The organism is Nocardiopsis baichengensis YIM 90130, from assembly GCF_000341205.1.
GTDB lineage: Bacteria > Actinomycetota > Actinomycetes > Streptosporangiales > Streptosporangiaceae > Nocardiopsis_A > Nocardiopsis_A halophila.
The window spans coordinates 389090-405112 of sequence record NZ_ANAS01000004.1 but is presented as its reverse complement, the minus strand read 5'-3'; the positions used below and the strand labels follow the sequence as shown (position 1 = coordinate 405112).

Below are 16023 nucleotides of genomic sequence, written 5' to 3'. Positions count from 1 at the left end.
CCGGGCACGCCCGGCCGCGATGGGGGATGGCGGCCGCTGTGAGCGGGACGCGGTCACCGAGGACACCGTGATCCTACGTAGGGCGATCAGGTAATCACAATAAGTTGTCGAAAAGGGGATTGCGGCACCGGGCGTCCCCGGCTGACCTCTGCGCCACGGTCGCTGCACACCACCTTGACCAGGGATGTCGTCCGCCCCGGCTGATGAGGGGGCCGCTCGGGCGGCCAGGGGGCCGTGCACGCCCGGCGCCGGTGGGCGGCCTCCCGATGGCGGAACGGGGAAACGCGGCGTCCGACGGTCTCGGCGTGCGCGATGGGACCGTCGCGCGCGTCGGCGCGCCGGCTCACACCGCCCGCGCTCCCGACAGCCTGGCGATGTGGCGGCGGATGTGCGGAGGCATCGGCTCGGGAAGCGGGCCCGAAGGGAAGACCAGCCGCAGCTCTTGTCCCTCCCCGAGCACCAGATCGCTCTCATCGCCGTCGAATGCGCCACGGAACAGTGGTGTCCCGTCGCCGTCACCGTCGCCGGCCCGGACCCGCTCGACCCGGTCCAGGAGGATCCCGGTCTCCTCGGCGACCTCGCGGATCGCCGCCTGCTCCCAGGACTCCCCGGGCTCCCGGCGTCCACCCGGAAGCGCCCAGTGGGCGGGCCAGCAGATCCCGGGGATGTCGTCGCGGAGCTGGAGGAGGACGCGGCCGAGCGGATCGGTGACAAGGACGAGGCAGCCGGTGGGTCGGGCCACGGCGGACTCCTAACGCGAGGGGGGAGACGGCACGTCCATGGACCACGGGGGCCAGGACGTCGGGGCGGAGATCGGCGTCGGGCAGGGGGTACGTCAGGCGGGAGTGGCGTCGGGTCAGGCGTGCTCGGCCGGTGGCTGGTAGCGGCGCCAGTGGAAGCCTGGTTCGCTCGGGCGTTCTGGACCCTCCCAGAACGCGGGGATCCATTCGTGCACGGAGTCGTGTTCGGCCTCGGCCCCGCCTTCGGGGGCGACACGGAGGGGACGGCGCTCGGCCGGCCTGTAGCGGTTGACGATGTCCCATGCGGCGACGGGATCGAACTGCTCGATGGGGCCTCCTCGGGGCGACGGGAGCCGTGACTCCGGGAGCACGTGCCGGGAAGCCCGGTAGCGCTCCCCGGAGACGTTGGCTCCGAGCCCTCCGAAGACGGCGACACGGCGCAGGGCCAGAGCGCGCGAGACGGTCATGTCTCCGTCGGGGGTGGGGTGGCGGTACCGCTCCCGTGCGGTGTCGAGGACTTCCTGGCCCGCCGCGGTGCGGGGCGAGACCTCGGCCGTCCACCGGTTCACCGCGAACGCGAGTGCGCCGGTCGCTCCCAAGCCCACCGGATAGGCGATCACGGCGAGCGCGGGGGCGAGCACCAGGATCCCGCCGGCCGCCATCAGGACCTCGGTGAACACCACGATGATCAGGAGGCGCTGCACCAGAGCCAGGGCACGTTGTACTGCCCACGCCCGGTACAGGCCCTCGGTGTCCGAGCACAGGCCCCGGGCGGCAAGGTCCTGAAGCATGTCCCGGACCACGCCCGGCGCGCCGACCCTGCCCACGAGCCGGTTCGGCTCCACGGCTTCCGTCTTCGCGGCGTACTCCACCATCGATCGCCGTAGCGGAGGAAGGTCGTCGGTCGTCTCCTTGAACGCTCTGTGGCCGAGGAACACCTGGGGTGCCCCGTCGCCCAGCCACCCGGTCAGGAAGAGGTCGAACGCGCAGACGCTGAGGAGGCGTCCCGGCCCGCCGGCCAGGAGGGCGAGTTCTTCTGGGGACAGGTCGTCAGGGTCGGGGACGGAGCGGCCCTCAATCGCAGAATGGGTCCGGCGCAGAGCGGCACCGGAGAAGTGAAGGCCGTAGGCCCAGAGCGCCAGCACGACGGCCGCCGTGGCCGCGGTCACGGCACAGAGCCACACCAGCACCCGCAACTCGTAGGAGTCGGCGCTCCCGGCGGCGACGCCCAGCGCAAGGGCTCCGGCTCCCAGAAGGCCGGCGCCCACCCCGATCACCCTCACCCACGAACGCCGCACATCCCCTCCCCGGCAGCGGGTCGGCACCGCCTCGCGAAGGCCACTCTACGGAGTCGCGTGCGTCGGTTATGGAGCCGCCTCCGCACAGCGCCCACGCCCCTCGGGATCGGGTCTAAGGCATGGTGAAGATGAGCGCTACGGCCAAGGCCGCCCCGCCGATCTCGCCGAGAAGGAAGGCCAGACGCACCGGCCTCGCCCAGCGCCGACGCGGCCAGGTCCATGACAGGACGCTGCACAGCAGGGCCGCGATCACTGAAGAAACGGCGGCGTACCAGGAGAAGTCGCTGTCCGAACAGGAACCGTCGGTGCCCAAGGAGCAGCCGCCTGAGGCGAGCGCGCCCAGGGCCATGACCATCCCCATGGGCGCGAAGCCCACGATGATCAGTGCCAGGCCCACGCTCGGGATCCAGTCCCAGTGCGGGTCGTAGTCGTCGGTGTTCTTCTGCTCCCGCGCTTCTGCCATGCCTCGATCGTGCTGTCCGCCCCGGCCCCCGGGCATGAGTGCGGCTACTCAGGACGCGTCGTCGGGTGCCGGCGTTCCTCGGCGGCCTCGGTCTCGTCGGCGTCCGGCCGCATGCGGCCGGGGACCGTCCGGCCCGGCGACCGACGGGAGCCGCACCATCGTGGTCGCGCCAGTGAGCGCGGCAACGAACATGGGCGGCCCCGAACAACGACGTGAGGGCCAGAAGGCGCTCCGGTGGGTGACGGGGAGGCCCTCGGCAGCGACGTGCGACGACACCCCGGCGCGGAAGCACCCCGGCGCCGACCGTCACGCGGACGGTCGGCGCCGGGGCGTTCCTGCGCCGCTTGGCCGTCCGCGGCCTCACGGCGCCTTTCCGACGCCTCCCTGCTCATAGGCGGCGGCCTGGATGGAGTACAGCTCGGCGTACAGGCCGCCCGTCTCGACCAGCCGGTCGTGGGTGCCTTCCTCGACCACCCGGCCGCGGTCCATGACCACGATCCGGTCGGCCATGCGCACCGAGGCGAGGCGGTGGGTGATCAACAGGACCGCGGCTCCGCGTGCGGCGTGCTGAAGGGTCTCGAACAGGCGCTGCTCGGCGAAGGCGTCCAACGCCGCGGTGGGCTCGTCGGCGATGACCAGGTCAGCCGACCGGTACAGGCCGCGGGCGGCGGCGATGCGCTGGCGCTGTCCGCCCGACAGGTCCGCTCCGTCCTTGAAACGCCGGTCCAGGACGGTGTCCAGGCCGTGGGGGAGCCCGTCCACGACCTCATCGGCACCGGAGAGCGCCAGGGCCCGCTCCAGCCGGCCCGGGTCGGCGTCCTCGCCGCTCATGGTGATGTTGCTCCGCGCGGACGACGGCCACAGGGAGTGGTTCTGCCGGATGGCGCCGATCCGCTCGCGCAGGCGCTCGGGGTCGATGGCGGCCAGGTCGCGCCCGTTCCAGGTGATGCTTCCGCTGTCCGGGGTGAACAGGCCGGAGATCAGCGTGGACACGGTGGTCTTGCCCGACCCGTTCGGCCCCACCACGGCGACGACCTCGCCCTTCCGCAGAGCCATGGAGACCCCGTCGAGCGCCGGGGTGTCCGCGCCGGGGTAGGAGAAGGACACCTCCTCCAGGCGGATCTCCTCCAGGGGCCCCGGCTCCGGCCCGGTGACCCGGGCGGGGGCGCGCTCCCGGGCCTGCCCCAGAACCTCCAGGAAGTCGTAGAAGTAGAGGGCGGCCTCGTAGAAGCTCGCGACGGCGTTGACGAGCCGGTCCAGGGCGCCCCTGCCCTGGCCCAGTGCCACGTAGGCGGTCCCGGCCACCGCCAACGGCATCCACCCGCCCAGCAGCATCGCCACCAGGGCGGCATAGGCGGCCAGGGTGACCGCGCCCCCTGCGGCCTCGCCCGAGGCGCGCACGGCGGTCTGGCGGCCGACGATGGCCAGCAGTGAGTCGCGCACGTAGGACGCCAGGGCCGTGTACTCACGGAGCATCGGGCCGCGCATGTTGTAGGCGCGCAGCTCGGCGGCGGTCTCGCGCTGGGTCATGGTGTAGGTGTGGATGTAGAGCAGCCGGTTGGTGGTGGAGAGTTCGCGCATCCGCTGGTACTGCATCCGCGCCGAGCGGGCGGCGGCCCACCCGACCGGAAGCACAGCCGCCACCAGTAGCGGCAACAGCAGCGGGTGCAGAACCGTCACGACCGAGGCCACCGCGAGGATCCCGACGGCCTCGGCGAGGATGTCGACGGTGTGACCGATCATCTGCCCGGCCTGGTAGAGGCCCCGGTCGCGTCCCCGGTAGACCGCGTCGCAGAATTCGGACTCGTCGAAGGCCTCAAGGCGGGCGGCGGTGACCGTCCCCAGCAGCTCGGTCTCGGCGACCAGTTCCACCTGGTGGCGCAGCCGCCCCTGGGCCCAGATCGCGGCCGTGCGCAGGCAGGCGCGGGCGGTGACGGCCGCCCCGGCCAGGACCAGGGAGGGCAGGGCCGCCTGGATGCGCTCAGGGGTGGGGCCCTCCGCGAACAGCTCGTTCAGGATGCCGGCCAGGGCCACCAGGACCGAGGCCGCCAAGACGGCTGCGGCGATGTTGAGGCCGACCACGGCGGCGGTGTCGCGCGGGCTCGCGCGCCAGGCCCAGCGCAGCGCCGTGGCGACCTGCCCGGGAAGGCGGGCGGCGACCTGCCGCACCGGAATGGAGCCCATCTCCTCCAGCCACGGGTAGTACCTGCTCTTGGCGAATTCGGGCAGCTCCCAAGGCGGTCGGGGACGGCGTCCCCGTGATCGCCTCCGCTTCGGCCCGTCGTCGGTTCGGCGCATACTCCACCCCCGGATAGTACAGACGTTCGAGGAAGTCCCGCGGTGGGAATCCTGCCGAGGGGCGAGCGGACATGGAAGGTGATCGGACCGGGGCGGCGGGGTTGGTGCCGGTCCGGATCCCGGTCCGACCGAGGGGCGAGGCGGTGGCGGCGGCGATCCGAACCCGCCCGCCGCCGGACGTCCGCGCTGGAGGCGGCCGAGCGGGGTCATCGGAATATGTCTGAGGCCGTATCCGCCGCGGATCCGGACGGGCTCGGAACCCGCCTCCTGTCGGTGCGCGGTGTCAGGATGCGGCCCATGGCGTCTTCGACACGACCGGATGCACCGGTTGAGGAGTCCTGGGATCGCATCGAGGCCTGGCTGTCCGCGCACGCCCCGGCCACCTTCGAGGCACTGGCGCCCCCGGCGGACCCGGCCCGCCTCGCCTCGACGGAACGGGAGATCGGAAGGGCCCTGCCGGTGCCGCTGCAGGAGTCGCTGCTCCGCCACGACGGCACGGGCGACCTCGACCTCCTCCCTCCGTTCTGGACCCTGCTGAGCACGACCGGCGTCGCCCACGGATGGAGGATCAGAACCAGGATCGAGGACCGCTGGGAGGCGCCGTCGGAAGGCGGGGACGACGAGGGGGAGGGGCTGTGGTGGCACCGGCAGTGGGTTCCGTTCGCCGCCGACGGGGCCGGGGACTACCTGGTCATCGACACGCGCCCGGGCGACCGCTTCGGGCGCATCGGGAACGCCGACCACGAAGTGGGCTGCTCCTTCGGGAAGGAGGCGATGTACAGGTCCCTGTCGGCGCTGCTGGAGACGGCGGCCACGGCCCTGGAGGCCGGCGGGGTGGAGGGCGTCTACGAACGGCTCGTGACCCCGGAGGGCGAATTGGACTGGGAGATCATCTGAAGTTCGGGAGCTTCAACGAGGCCGAGAGGGGTGCGAGGCATTTCCCGGATCTCTGCCGGGGCGGGCGTCATGAGGGTCCGCCCTGAATCCTTCGGAGGGCGTTGCTTAGGGTGCCTTAGGACGCGAAAAGGAACGGACCGGTGGTTGCCGGCGACGAAAGGCCATCCCATGGACCACCGCCCGAAATCGTCTGGCGCCCGGAGTGCGCCCGCCCGGCTGCTCTGCGCCGTGCTCCTCGCCCTTGCATTGCCGTTGTCGGCCACCGCAGCGGCGCACGCTTCGACACCCGAACAGGGGGAGGCGGCGGTGGCGTACGCACGCCAGCAGATCGGAGAGCCGTACGTCTGGGGAGCGACAGGCCCCGATTCTTGGGACGCTCCCGGTCTGACGCAGGGCGCTTGGCGCGAGGCCGGCACCGAGATCCCTCGGACGTCCTACGAACAGGCCGCTCTTCCGCACAAGGTTCAGCGCGACGATCTTCGTCCCGGTGACATCCTCGTCTTCTACAACGGAGGGCACGTGAGTCTGTACACCGGTGAAGGCCGCATGGTGCATGCCTATCGTACGGGGTGGCCGGTCGAGGAAATGCAGCTGAACGAGTACTGGTGGGCCAACCTGACCTCGGCGGTACGCCCCGGTTAGATGTGCTCCGGCGGCGCCCCCTGGAGGTTCTCGGATGCCGGATGGGCGCGCCGGTTCCGGCGCGGGGCGGGCCCCTTGGGAGCCACCGTCGACCACGGTCGTGCCGGTTCATGCGGTCGTCGGAGTCGCGCTGGTCGTCCTGGGCCCTTTTGGGGCACCGTCCCCGCTGCCCCTGTTCCGAGCATGGCCGGAACCACCTCTTCGGGGGCCTTGTGCAGCCAGGGGCCGGGCGGTGAAAAGAGCGGACCGAGAACAAGAGGCGCCCCCTTGGCAAGGGGGCGCCTCTCGGTAGGCCTCAGCGGCCGGTGGCGGCCTCGTACTCGGCGACGATGCCGGCCGGAATACGACCCCGCTCGTTCACCTCCTTGCCCTGTGCCTTGGCCCACGCACGGATCTCGGCACTGCGCTCACGGTCCGGCCCCTTGCGCTTCGCCTGGCGGGAGGAGCCCCGTGCGGGCTTGCTCTGAGCCTTTCGCGCGGCGCTGACGAACTCCTTCATCCCCTCGCGAAGTTTGTCGGCGTTCTCGGCGTTCAGGTCGATCTCGAAGTTCTTGCCGTCGATGCCGAACTGGATGGTCTCGTCCGCCTCGGTCCCATCGAGGTCGTCGACCAGCTCTACTTTGACCTTCTGGGCCATGGAGTCCCCCTGTCGATCACGTCTCTTACCGGGAAAGTAGCACGTGTTCGGTCCTTAGACGTAATGTCGCGGACCAGCAACAGGCCGACCGGCGTGTCGTAGTACCGCCCGGGGGCGCTCGGTTATCAAGTGAACCGGCAGAGTTACATATCCCTCATTTCGGAGGAGAGGAGGGAAGGCGGCCCATCGCGGATGGGTGCAGTGCCGGGATGTTCGAAGCCCGGTGCTCGAGTCACGTTATCTGCGGAGCTCTTGACCGGCATGTTCTCGGTATTGAGGTTTTCCTGGCGGCCATGTGCGAAGAGACCGCCCCGGATCTCTCGGCCCGGGGGCGAGACCGGTCGCCCTCATGCCTGTGCGCGGCCTCACCGGGCGGCACCGTCCGCTAGACAAGGCCCATGGCGATCACCACCGATTGGGAGACCTGTGCGGCGGAGGAGGACTGCCGCGGTATCCAGGCCGCCGGGACGGAGACGCGCCTGGCCCATCTGGACCCCGAAACCTTGGACGGCTTCCTCGCGAGTCTGGGCCCGGGGAGCGATCTGGACGTCTCGGGGACCACGATCGGCTCCGGCCTCCTGGACCGACTGCTCGATCCACTGAGGGACGAGGACGGAAGGAAGGTCCTCGGGCATGCCCGATTCACCAATGCGCGCTTTGAGGGCGTCGCCGGGTTCGGAGACGCGCACTTCAGGGGCCATGCCTGGTTCACAGGTGCGCACTTCGAGCGCAAGGCAGGGTTCCTGGGCGCGCACTTCGAGGGCATTGCCCAGTTCGCGGGCGTCCGCGTCGAGGGCGACGCATGGTTCGTCGGCGCGTACTTCGAGTACGGCGCCGAATTCACCGAGGCGCATATCGGGGGCGACGCCTGGTTCGGGAGCGCGGATATCGAGGGCGGTGCCCGGTTCGTGGGCGCGCGCTTCGACGGCGGCGCCGAGTTCGGGGAGGCGCATTTCCAGCGCAACGCTCTGTTCACGGGGGCGCGCTTCGAGGGCAGCACAGGGTTCGTGAACACGCGCTTCGAGGGCGACGCCGAGTTCCGCAGAACACAGTTCAACGGTCCCAGCACCCTCGCCATCGCCGCCTCCGGGCAGGTGGACCTGTCCGACGCAGAGTTCCCCTTCCCAGTCGACCTGGAGATCGATGCCGCAGGGGTCGACCTGAGACGGGCAGGCTTCCCGTCAGGTGCACGGCTGGTGCTCCAGCGAGCCGCAGTCGACCTGGAGGGAGCACGGATCGAGGGGCCCTCTACCCTCTCTGGCGCGCCACGGCGGATCCCCACTGGGCAGAACTCCCCTCCCAGCGGGGGACAGGCCCCGCCCGGAGGCAGTCCGCGGCTCCTGTCCCCCCCTCAGCGACTCCGAGGCATCGACGGTGGGGCGGCCCTGGATGCCGGTGGTGGTGTCCCTGCGGGGCGTGGACTGCACGCACCTGGCGCTCAACGACGTGGACCTCTCCTCGTGCCGCTTCGCCGGGGCGATGAACCTGGCATCCCTCGGCCTGCAGGGCCAGTGCGTCTTCGCCCGGCCACCCAGGTCGCGCGGCGGCTGGTTCGGCCGGCTGGTCCGGTGGTCGCGGCGCCGCGTTCTGGCCGAGGAACGCGAGTGGCGCACCACCAGGGGGTGCGACGGCTGGGTACAGGACCCCCGAGGAGCACATCTCCTGTCCCGGCTGAAGCGTCCCGAGGTGTCGGCCGAGCAGCTGGCCGACCTGTACCGCAGCCTGCGCCGCGCCCATGAGGAGAACGCCGACCGGCCCGGGGCCGCCGACTTCTACTACGGCGAGATGCTGTTCCGCGCCGGCGCGCCGTCCACGCCGCCGGCCGAGCGGGCGATCCTGTGGGCCTACTGGGCGCTGTCGGGGTTCGGTCTGCGCGCCCTGCGTGCGCTTGCGGGACTGGCGGTGCTGGTGGCCGTGGCCACGGTGGTGCTGGCCGGGTGGGGATTGCCGGACCAGGGGCCGGAACGGCGGGTGGAGTTCTCGCTGCCGTCTGGCGGCGGGGAGGTGACGGCCGAGATCGGCAAGCCGCCGGCCGAGCTCCCCGACGCGGAGGAGCGCTGGACGGGTGACCGGGTGGAGAAAGCCGCGCGGATCGCCTTGGGGGCGGTCGCCTTCCGCGACGGCGGCAAGGAACTCACGGACGTCGGCACGTGGACGGTGGTGGTGTCCCGGTTCGCGGGACCGGTACTGCTGGCCCTGGCGGTGTTCGCGGTCCGTAACCGCGTGAAGCGGTAGCGGGCCCCGGGGGTGCTCTCCGTCCCGTTCAGGGACGGTGGGGCGGCCCGTCCTGGAGCCCACCGCCACTGGTTGCCGGGAAGGACCCGGAAGAAGTCGGTCTCCGACGGGCCCCCTCCCAGGGGGACCAGGAGCACGGGTTCACCGACACCGCCCCGGCCTCGTCAATGCCGGAAGGGGGCGGCATGTACACCGTCACCGTCGACGGACCCGTACCTGGCCGCGGACATCGACCAGGGGTCTGGTTGTGCCGACTGAAGCGCTCCGGTCTGCAGCAATGAGCGCACTGGGGGTAGTTGCGTCAAGGGAAGTCCGGCCCTCCTTGACGGCTGAGTTCGGCCATCTGGCTCTCGAACTGAGGGGGCAGTGAAGAGGGGTGGGAGTTCCCTGGTCAGCCACACCTTCGCCCGGCAATGGAGACCTATGATGGGATGTTTGCCTGAAATAGGAAGGGTTGTTAACTTTTGGTGCGTTCCGGGGTGCCCCCGGACAAGGCCAGAGAAGGGCGGACGTTAGGGCAACTCGCCAAAGCGCTTTACGTCCGCCCTCCCCTTCACAAGAGGAGTATAGGTGAACAAGGCGACAATCCGGGTCTTCGGTGTGACGGCACTGTCGGCGGTCGCCCTGGGCTTCGCGGCGCCCGCAGCGACGGCGGCGGAGGCCCACGAGGCTCCCCGTCCCACCGCGGCCACCGTCGCTTCCGACCACGACCTGCGTGAATCGGCGCGCCAAGCCCTCCAGGCGCCTGAAGCCGAGTACCTGACTCAGAGCGAACGCGAGACCCTCGAGGCCGTGGCGGACGGAACCGCCACCGAGGCCCAGCAGAGGGGCGTCGTCAAGATCATCATCAAGCTCATGGGCAAGATCCCCGGCGTCAAGGGTGCCGTGCGCAAGGGGTGGGGCCACTTCTCCAGCTGGTTCGACGACAACGTTCCTTCCTGGATCCGGACTTCCCAGAAGGAGTTCACCAAGTACGAGATCTACAGCACCCTCGACGGCTGGCTGTCCTAACGGACTGAAGTCGGGCGGGGAGAGGAATGGTGCGCTCTTCCCGCCCGCAATCGTCGGACCTGATCAACGAAGGCGTGCGCGGGCGGCTGCTCGCTGGAAGGTAAGTTGGTTGGACACTGAAATCGAGGAAAAAAAGACAACGGGATGGCTGCTGGTCATCCCGTTTGGATTGGTTTCGCTTCTCCTCGGCAAGGTTGGCGAAAGTGTGCCTGTCTGGTGGGTTCGTTTGATCCTCACAGTTCTGGCCGCCGTGGTCCTCATCGGTGCCTGGAGTGGGGTCAGGAGTGAGGGGCTGCGGGGACTCTCGTCTAACGCCTGGGTGACGATCATCTTGGCCCACGCAGCCGTCGTGGTTCCGGCGCTCGCTCTTGTGTTTCCACCCTGACGGGGTCCCTGCCGCCATGTCCCGTACTGGATGAGCTCCGGCTCCATCTCGCTTCCGGGTCTGCTTCAACTGGTCGACCTTCGCCTCGAGGGGAGATGGTGCAGTAGAAGTACACCGAGGAACACGTCGGCGACACGCCTCGCGTGCCGTGATTGCTCGACCCATTGTGGCGCGTTAAATTGATGATGCGGCGTAGGTATGCCCTCATCCGGGTCCGCTCGGATGGGGGCTTCTTTATTTCCGGGAGTGCTGTGCAGGTCCTCGACATCAACCAGCTCCTCACCTACGAGCAGGCCGCCCGCCAGGCGGGAGTCGATCCCACTGTCGTGCGCATGTCGCCACCGGGGCCGCCTCAAGGTCGCCACCGACGAGCACGGAAGGGAGTTCCGGCGCGGCCGGTCACCGCTCTTCAGGCTCCTTGATGTGGCCAAGGCCGAGTACGCCACCCGCAATTCAGCACGAAGAAATCATCAATAAAATAGCGACTCCCAGTGTCACCCATTCCCCTTTCAATCTGTTAGGGCGAATGGTGGCGCACGAGGAAAACACCTCGGCGCGGGACGCTCGCCGGAGAGCAACCGGAAAACACCGGAACAGCAGGTTCAAACCCTGCCCCGCGCCAAGGGAAACCGAACCACCCACCCCCAGCGGCGGGAGCCCACAAAGGCGCCCGACCGCAGCCTGGGGGGATCTGCGGTCGGGCTTCATCCTCCCCAGGACCCTGTAGCCCTCACCTCCTGGGAACCCCTTGCAGCAGAACACCCTCGCCCCCAAGCCCCGCATCGACGTCGGCGGCATTCTCCCCTTCAGCATCCTGCGCGCCGACCGCGGCAACTGGCAGGAGCGCAAGCGAGCCTGGCAGGACCTCGGCTTCGACTCTCAAGCCGGACGCGAAGGCGTCAAGACCTGGGACACCAGCTCGCCGTTCGGCAAGCAGCAGCTCATGAAGATCAGCAACGGGCTCTCCACCTTCGCCCCCGTGCTCGCCGAGCTCTGCTACGAGTGGTATGCCCCGCCCGAGGCCCGCATCCTCGACCCCTTCGCCGGCGGATCCGTCCGCGGACTCGTCGCCGGGAACGGCGGCTACCACTACACCGGCATCGACCTCTCCGAACGCCAGGTGGAGGCCAATCGCGAGCAGGCCGCCGACTGGGCCGAGCGCGACCTCATCAACGGCACCACCCGGTGGATCACCGGCGATGCCGTCCAGGTTCTGCCGACCCTGGGCGAGGAGAGCTTCGACTACGTCCTGACTTGCCCGCCGTACCACGACCTGGAGGTCTACTCCGACCACCCCGACGACCTGTCGGCCATGGACTGGGACGAGTTCGTCGACGCCTACATCGAGGCGATCATCTACACCGTCCGCAACATGAAGCCCGACACGTTCGCCACCTGGGTCGTCGGCGAAACGCGCGACCGCAAGGGCGCCATCCGCGGCATCGTCCCCCTCACCATCGAGGCCCACGCCCGCGCCGGAGCCAAGCTCTACAACGACGCCATCCTGCAGAACGTGCTCGGCACCGTCCCCCTGCGGGTCGGCAACCAGTGGCGCGCCTCGCGGAAGATGGGCCGCCACCACCAGTACGTCCTCACGTTCGTCAAGGGCGACGCCAAGCGCGCAACGCGGAATCTGGCCGGGGCCGCCGCATGAGCCCCCTGACCGACGGAGCCCGTCTGCTCGCCGCTGCCACCGGCGTCCCCGACTACACCCCGACCGTTACCCCGATCGAGGAGCACGCCGGGGTCCTGGTCAAGCGCGAAGACGCCTGGACCCGATCCGGAGCATCCGGAGCGAAAGCGAGGGCCCTGTTCACCGCCGCCGAGAACGCCCAGGGGGTCGTCTCGGCGGGGGCGCGCATCAGCCCCCAACTGGAACGCGCCGCGCTCGTCGCCCACGCCCTCGGCATCCCGGCGCGCCTCCACACGGGTTACGGAAAGCCCACCAACGAGACGCAGCTCGCCGAGGCCGCAGGCGCGACCGTGTTCCGCCACCACCCCGGCCGGCTCACCGTCATCCGCGCCCGCTACCGCGCCGACGCCCACACCTACAAGGAAGCGGGTTGGGCCTGCGTGCCATTCGGCATGGAGCACCCGGTCTACCTGGCCCAGGTCTCCGAACAGGCCACCCGCCTACCCCGCGAAGTCGGCCGCGTCGTGGTCCCGGTCGGCTCCGGAATGACCCTCGCCGCCATCATCCGCGGCCTGGAGGCCAGCGGGCACACCGCCACGGTCCTCGGGGTGCGCGTCGGCGCCGACCCCACGCGCCTCCTCGACTGGTACGCGCCCGGCTGGACTGAGCGCACCACTCTGGTCGACGCGATCGACTTCTACGACGAGGCGGCCGACAACCACCTCGGCGACCTCGCCCTCGATCCGCACTACGAGGCCAAGTGTCTCCCCTTCGTGGGGGACGGCGACCTGCTCTGGGCAGTTGGCGCCCGCACCTCCACCCTCATCTAAGACCAGGCCCGGCAGGCACCAGGAACACCCAACACGAGGTGGGGCGCAGAATCCTCGCCACCACCCACATGCCTGCGATCCCTGCCGGGCCTCTAAACCGCCCTCCGGCGCGCGGCTCCACCCTGCACATGGGGGTCGGGGTGTCGAGCCCGCCGGAGGGCATCACCTCAGAACCTTCATAGCCAGCTTGATGAGAAGAGGGAGAAGCGTCAGCAGCTGCCCCGGACTGTCGGCATGGCCGGGGGCACGGCGAAGATGACGTTGCCGGTGAAGCTCCCCGTCGCCTGCGGCCCAGGTCCCCCCTGGGCGGCGATTCGGTGTCGGGAGGGCTGCTACAACCCAGCAGCGCCCGCACCTGCTCCTCGGTTTGTCCCGTGGGTCAGAACACTTGGAATCGCCCCCGAGCGATTGTGGCGCAGGGGCACACCTTCCACTGCGGGATGGAAATCCGCAACAATGGCGGGCGTGACGAACAGACGCAGAGCGTGGTGGCGCGCCGGCGCGGCCGCAGGGCTTGTGGTCCTGGCGGGGTCGACCGTGGCACTGGCGATGGTAATGCGGGCACAAGGGCTGGACAGTGCCGCGGATGCCGCGCAGCTGGTGGCTGTGGGATTGGCTCTCGCCCCGGCGGCGGCGACGCTCCTAGCGTGGTGGCGGCGCCCGCCCGACCCAGAGGAAGCGCCGACCCGATCCGACATCCAGGAGTCCGCCGAGGCCTTGGCCGAACGGGTCGCCGACCAGTGGGAAAAGGAAGCCGAACTGCGCTCGCCGCGCGACTCAACGCCCATGCCAGTGCGATGGCGCCTGACCGAGCGTCCGACCCTAATGGACCTCCCCGAAGCGGCCCTGGTCGAGGGGTCGCTGCCTCTGGAAGGCTCCAGCCACAAAATTACCGAGCTGGCCGAGGATTTCCGCGCCTTGCCGCGAAGGCGGCTCGTCCTCCTCGGCGGGGCGGGTACGGGTAAGACAACGCTGGCCGTGCAACTGCTGCGCCAGCTTGTGGCCACCCGTGACTCTGCTGAACCGGTGCCGGTGCTGTTGCCCGTGGCGCACTGGAACGCCGAGTCTGACCCTGACTGGCGTGACTGGATGGCCGATCGGCTGCGCCAGGACTATCCTGCTCTGCGCGTCACTGCGCTGGGGGAGCGCGCCCCTGAGCAGCTGGTCCGCAGTGGATATGTTCTGCCGGTGCTGGACGGTCTGGACGAGCTCTCCGATGTGGGGCGCGCCGCTGTGCTCACCGCGCTGAACCGCTCATTGGGCGACAGTCCTCTGATCCTGACCAGCCGCAGTGCGGAGTTCGCCCAGGCGGTTGATGAGGCGGATGAGGTGCTGTCCTCGGCGGCCGTGGTCGTCCCGCAGCGGCTGCGAATTGCCGATGTCGCCGACTACCTCGACCAGTGTCTGCGCACGCGCCGCCGACTCCAGCATCTGTGGGCACCGATCCTGACCGAACTCCGCACCGGCCCCTGTTCCCCAGCTTTGGAATCGCTGCGCGAAATCGTGCGAACCCCCTTGGGGCTGTGGCTGTTGCGCACCGTCTACCTCGAGTCCCGCGCCGATCCTTCCCCATTACTGGAATCCGGCCGTTTCCCGAGCTCCGAACAGCTCCAGGACCACCTGCTGGAACAGCTCGTCCCCGCCACTATCCAGACCCGCTTACCGAGCAGGGACCCTGCCGAGACCTTCCGGCCCCGTAAACACCACAGCCCCGAACAGCTCCGCGGCTGGCTGGGCTACCTCGCCCACCACCTGGACACCGTCCCTACCGGGGAGGGCCGCCATGGCACCCGAGACTTTGCATGGTGGGAGCTTGCCCGCCATGTGCTTGCCCGGCGCGTCGGATTTGTGGTGGGGATGCTGATGGGGCTCACATCCGGGTTCCTGGGCGGGATCGGGGTCGGGGTCGTGCTGGGGCCGCTGCCCGGCTTTGTATTCGGAGTCATTCTTGGACTCTGTACCGGGCTGCCAACCATGATGAGGTTTCCGCGTCTACGGGCGGCACTTCCAGCCTTCGCCGATCTCCATCTCACGGGCCGCAAGCGCCTGCTGATCCGTCTCGTTGCAAAACATACACTTACATACGCTCTACCTAGCGCGCTCCTTTTTGGAATCGCGGTCTGGCTGATGTTCGGGGCCATGATCGGACTCACGAACTGGCTTCCACCCTTGCTCCTGGCCCTGGCTGTGTATGTTTTCTTGGAGGGGTTCGTGATCGGGATAACAAAGTGGGCCGAGAGCCCTGTGCGAATCGAATCGATGGGAACTCCACTGGCCAGTTGGCGAGGGGATCGCCGCTTGAACATCCTGCGGGCCGTCGGGCACGGGCTCCCTGTGGGGGTTGCCATGGGAGTCATTAGCGGGTTCGATTTCGGATTTCCTGTCGGATTTATCGGCGGACTTATAGTTGGGCTCGTGGTTGGATCCGTATTCGGACTCTTGGAGGGCCACCACCTCGCGTGGCCGGTCTACCTGGTGGCCGCCTTCTACCTGGCGTGGAAGAGGCGTCTTCCGTGGCGGCTGATGGCTGTCCTCGACGATGCCCATCGGCTGGGGCTCCTGCGTGCTGTCGGACCGATCTACCAGTTCCGCCATGCCGAACTGCACGACCACCTCGCTGGCGCCTACCGGGAGGATTTTGCGGACACTTACCGGGAGGTGTCCGCGCCTCCTCGTCGATGAGCAGGCGGGGTACGGCTCGTCATCAGCTCGCCTTGACCTGGTCGAAGAGATCCTTACCTATCCAGCCAGTGCGACTCTCACCCCGCGACGGCGGCGTTGACCAAGAACCTTGCGCGGCCAGATCCAGTGTGGTTGTCCTGGTCGGCGATGCGAGCACATCTCTTCGGATTCGCGAGCGGTGTGGCCCAGGGCCTCCGTGTGGCGGAGATCGTGATCACGAATATGAGCAGTGAGCCCCCGCCATGGCGACGTCACGCCATGGTTCTGAGACA

The 16023-nt window shown here is 69.2% G+C and carries 13 protein-coding genes and 1 pseudogene; 9 read left to right on the top strand and 5 right to left on the bottom strand.

The window, feature by feature from the left end; translation table 11 throughout:
* Positions 1-343: 343 nt before the first annotated feature.
* The 4 genes from C892_RS0103125 to C892_RS0103110 form a co-directional block, all read right to left on the bottom strand.
* Positions 344-742 (bottom strand): NUDIX domain-containing protein, encoded by a 399-nt coding sequence (locus tag C892_RS0103125; protein WP_017556019.1) that lies wholly within the window; start codon positions 740-742, stop codon positions 344-346.
* A 114-nt stretch (positions 743-856) separates the two neighbouring features.
* Complete coding sequence (locus tag C892_RS0103120; RefSeq protein ID WP_239647242.1) at positions 857-2008, bottom strand: TIGR04222 domain-containing membrane protein; 1152 nt, start codon at positions 2006-2008, stop codon at positions 857-859.
* Positions 2009-2150: 142 nt separating this feature from the next.
* On the bottom strand, positions 2151-2501 hold the full coding sequence (locus tag C892_RS0103115) for a hypothetical protein (RefSeq protein ID WP_017556017.1): 351 nt from the start codon (positions 2499-2501) through the stop codon (positions 2151-2153).
* A gap of 360 nt (positions 2502-2861) precedes the next feature.
* A complete protein-coding gene (locus tag C892_RS0103110) occupies positions 2862-4799 on the bottom strand; it encodes an ABC transporter ATP-binding protein (RefSeq protein ID WP_026124107.1) in 1938 nt (645 codons plus the stop codon).
* 297 nt (positions 4800-5096) lie between these two features.
* On the opposite strand from C892_RS0103110, the gene C892_RS0103105 reads away from it, so the two are divergent.
* Together C892_RS0103105 and C892_RS0103100 are read left to right on the top strand one after the other, a co-directional pair.
* Positions 5097-5696, top strand: a complete 600-nt coding sequence (locus C892_RS0103105; RefSeq protein WP_017556015.1) for an SMI1/KNR4 family protein — start codon at positions 5097-5099, stop codon at positions 5694-5696.
* Positions 5697-5864: 168 nt separating this feature from the next.
* Positions 5865-6338, top strand: coding sequence for a C40 family peptidase (locus tag C892_RS0103100; protein ID WP_017556014.1), 474 nt, complete (start codon positions 5865-5867; stop codon positions 6336-6338).
* Between the two features lie 295 nt (positions 6339-6633).
* Here the strand turns inward: C892_RS0103100 and C892_RS0103095 are convergent, their stop codons facing one another.
* Positions 6634-6975 carry a histone-like nucleoid-structuring protein Lsr2 gene (locus C892_RS0103095; RefSeq protein ID WP_017556013.1) on the bottom strand — a complete coding sequence of 114 codons (342 nt, stop codon included), beginning with the start codon at positions 6973-6975 and terminating at the stop codon, positions 6634-6636.
* 398 nt (positions 6976-7373) lie between these two features.
* Between C892_RS0103095 and C892_RS32525 the strand changes: the two are divergent.
* The 7 genes and pseudogenes from C892_RS32525 to C892_RS0103070 form a co-directional block, all read left to right on the top strand.
* A pseudogene (locus tag C892_RS32525) lies at positions 7374-7982 on the top strand (pentapeptide repeat-containing protein); the annotation flags it as partial.
* Positions 7983-8364: 382 nt separating this feature from the next.
* A complete protein-coding gene (locus C892_RS32520; RefSeq protein ID WP_017556012.1) occupies positions 8365-9210 on the top strand; it encodes a hypothetical protein in 846 nt (281 codons plus the stop codon).
* 570 nt (positions 9211-9780) lie between these two features.
* Complete coding sequence (locus C892_RS0103085; RefSeq protein WP_017556011.1) at positions 9781-10221, top strand: hypothetical protein; 441 nt, start codon at positions 9781-9783, stop codon at positions 10219-10221.
* A gap of 109 nt (positions 10222-10330) precedes the next feature.
* Positions 10331-10606 carry a hypothetical protein gene (locus tag C892_RS31140; RefSeq protein ID WP_152513327.1) on the top strand — a complete coding sequence of 92 codons (276 nt, stop codon included), beginning with the start codon at positions 10331-10333 and terminating at the stop codon, positions 10604-10606.
* A gap of 748 nt (positions 10607-11354) precedes the next feature.
* Positions 11355-12260: a class I SAM-dependent methyltransferase gene (locus C892_RS0103080; RefSeq protein ID WP_017556010.1), complete on the top strand. Its 906-nt coding sequence runs from the start codon at positions 11355-11357 to the stop codon at positions 12258-12260.
* Positions 12257-13069 carry a pyridoxal-phosphate dependent enzyme gene (locus C892_RS0103075; protein ID WP_017556009.1) on the top strand — a complete coding sequence of 271 codons (813 nt, stop codon included), beginning with the start codon at positions 12257-12259 and terminating at the stop codon, positions 13067-13069. The genes C892_RS0103080 and C892_RS0103075 overlap by 4 nt, the downstream gene beginning before the upstream one ends.
* Positions 13070-13534: 465 nt before the next feature.
* On the top strand, positions 13535-15751 hold the full coding sequence (locus C892_RS0103070; RefSeq protein WP_161631977.1) for an NACHT domain-containing protein: 2217 nt from the start codon (positions 13535-13537) through the stop codon (positions 15749-15751).
* The last annotated feature ends 272 nt before the right edge of the window (positions 15752-16023 follow it).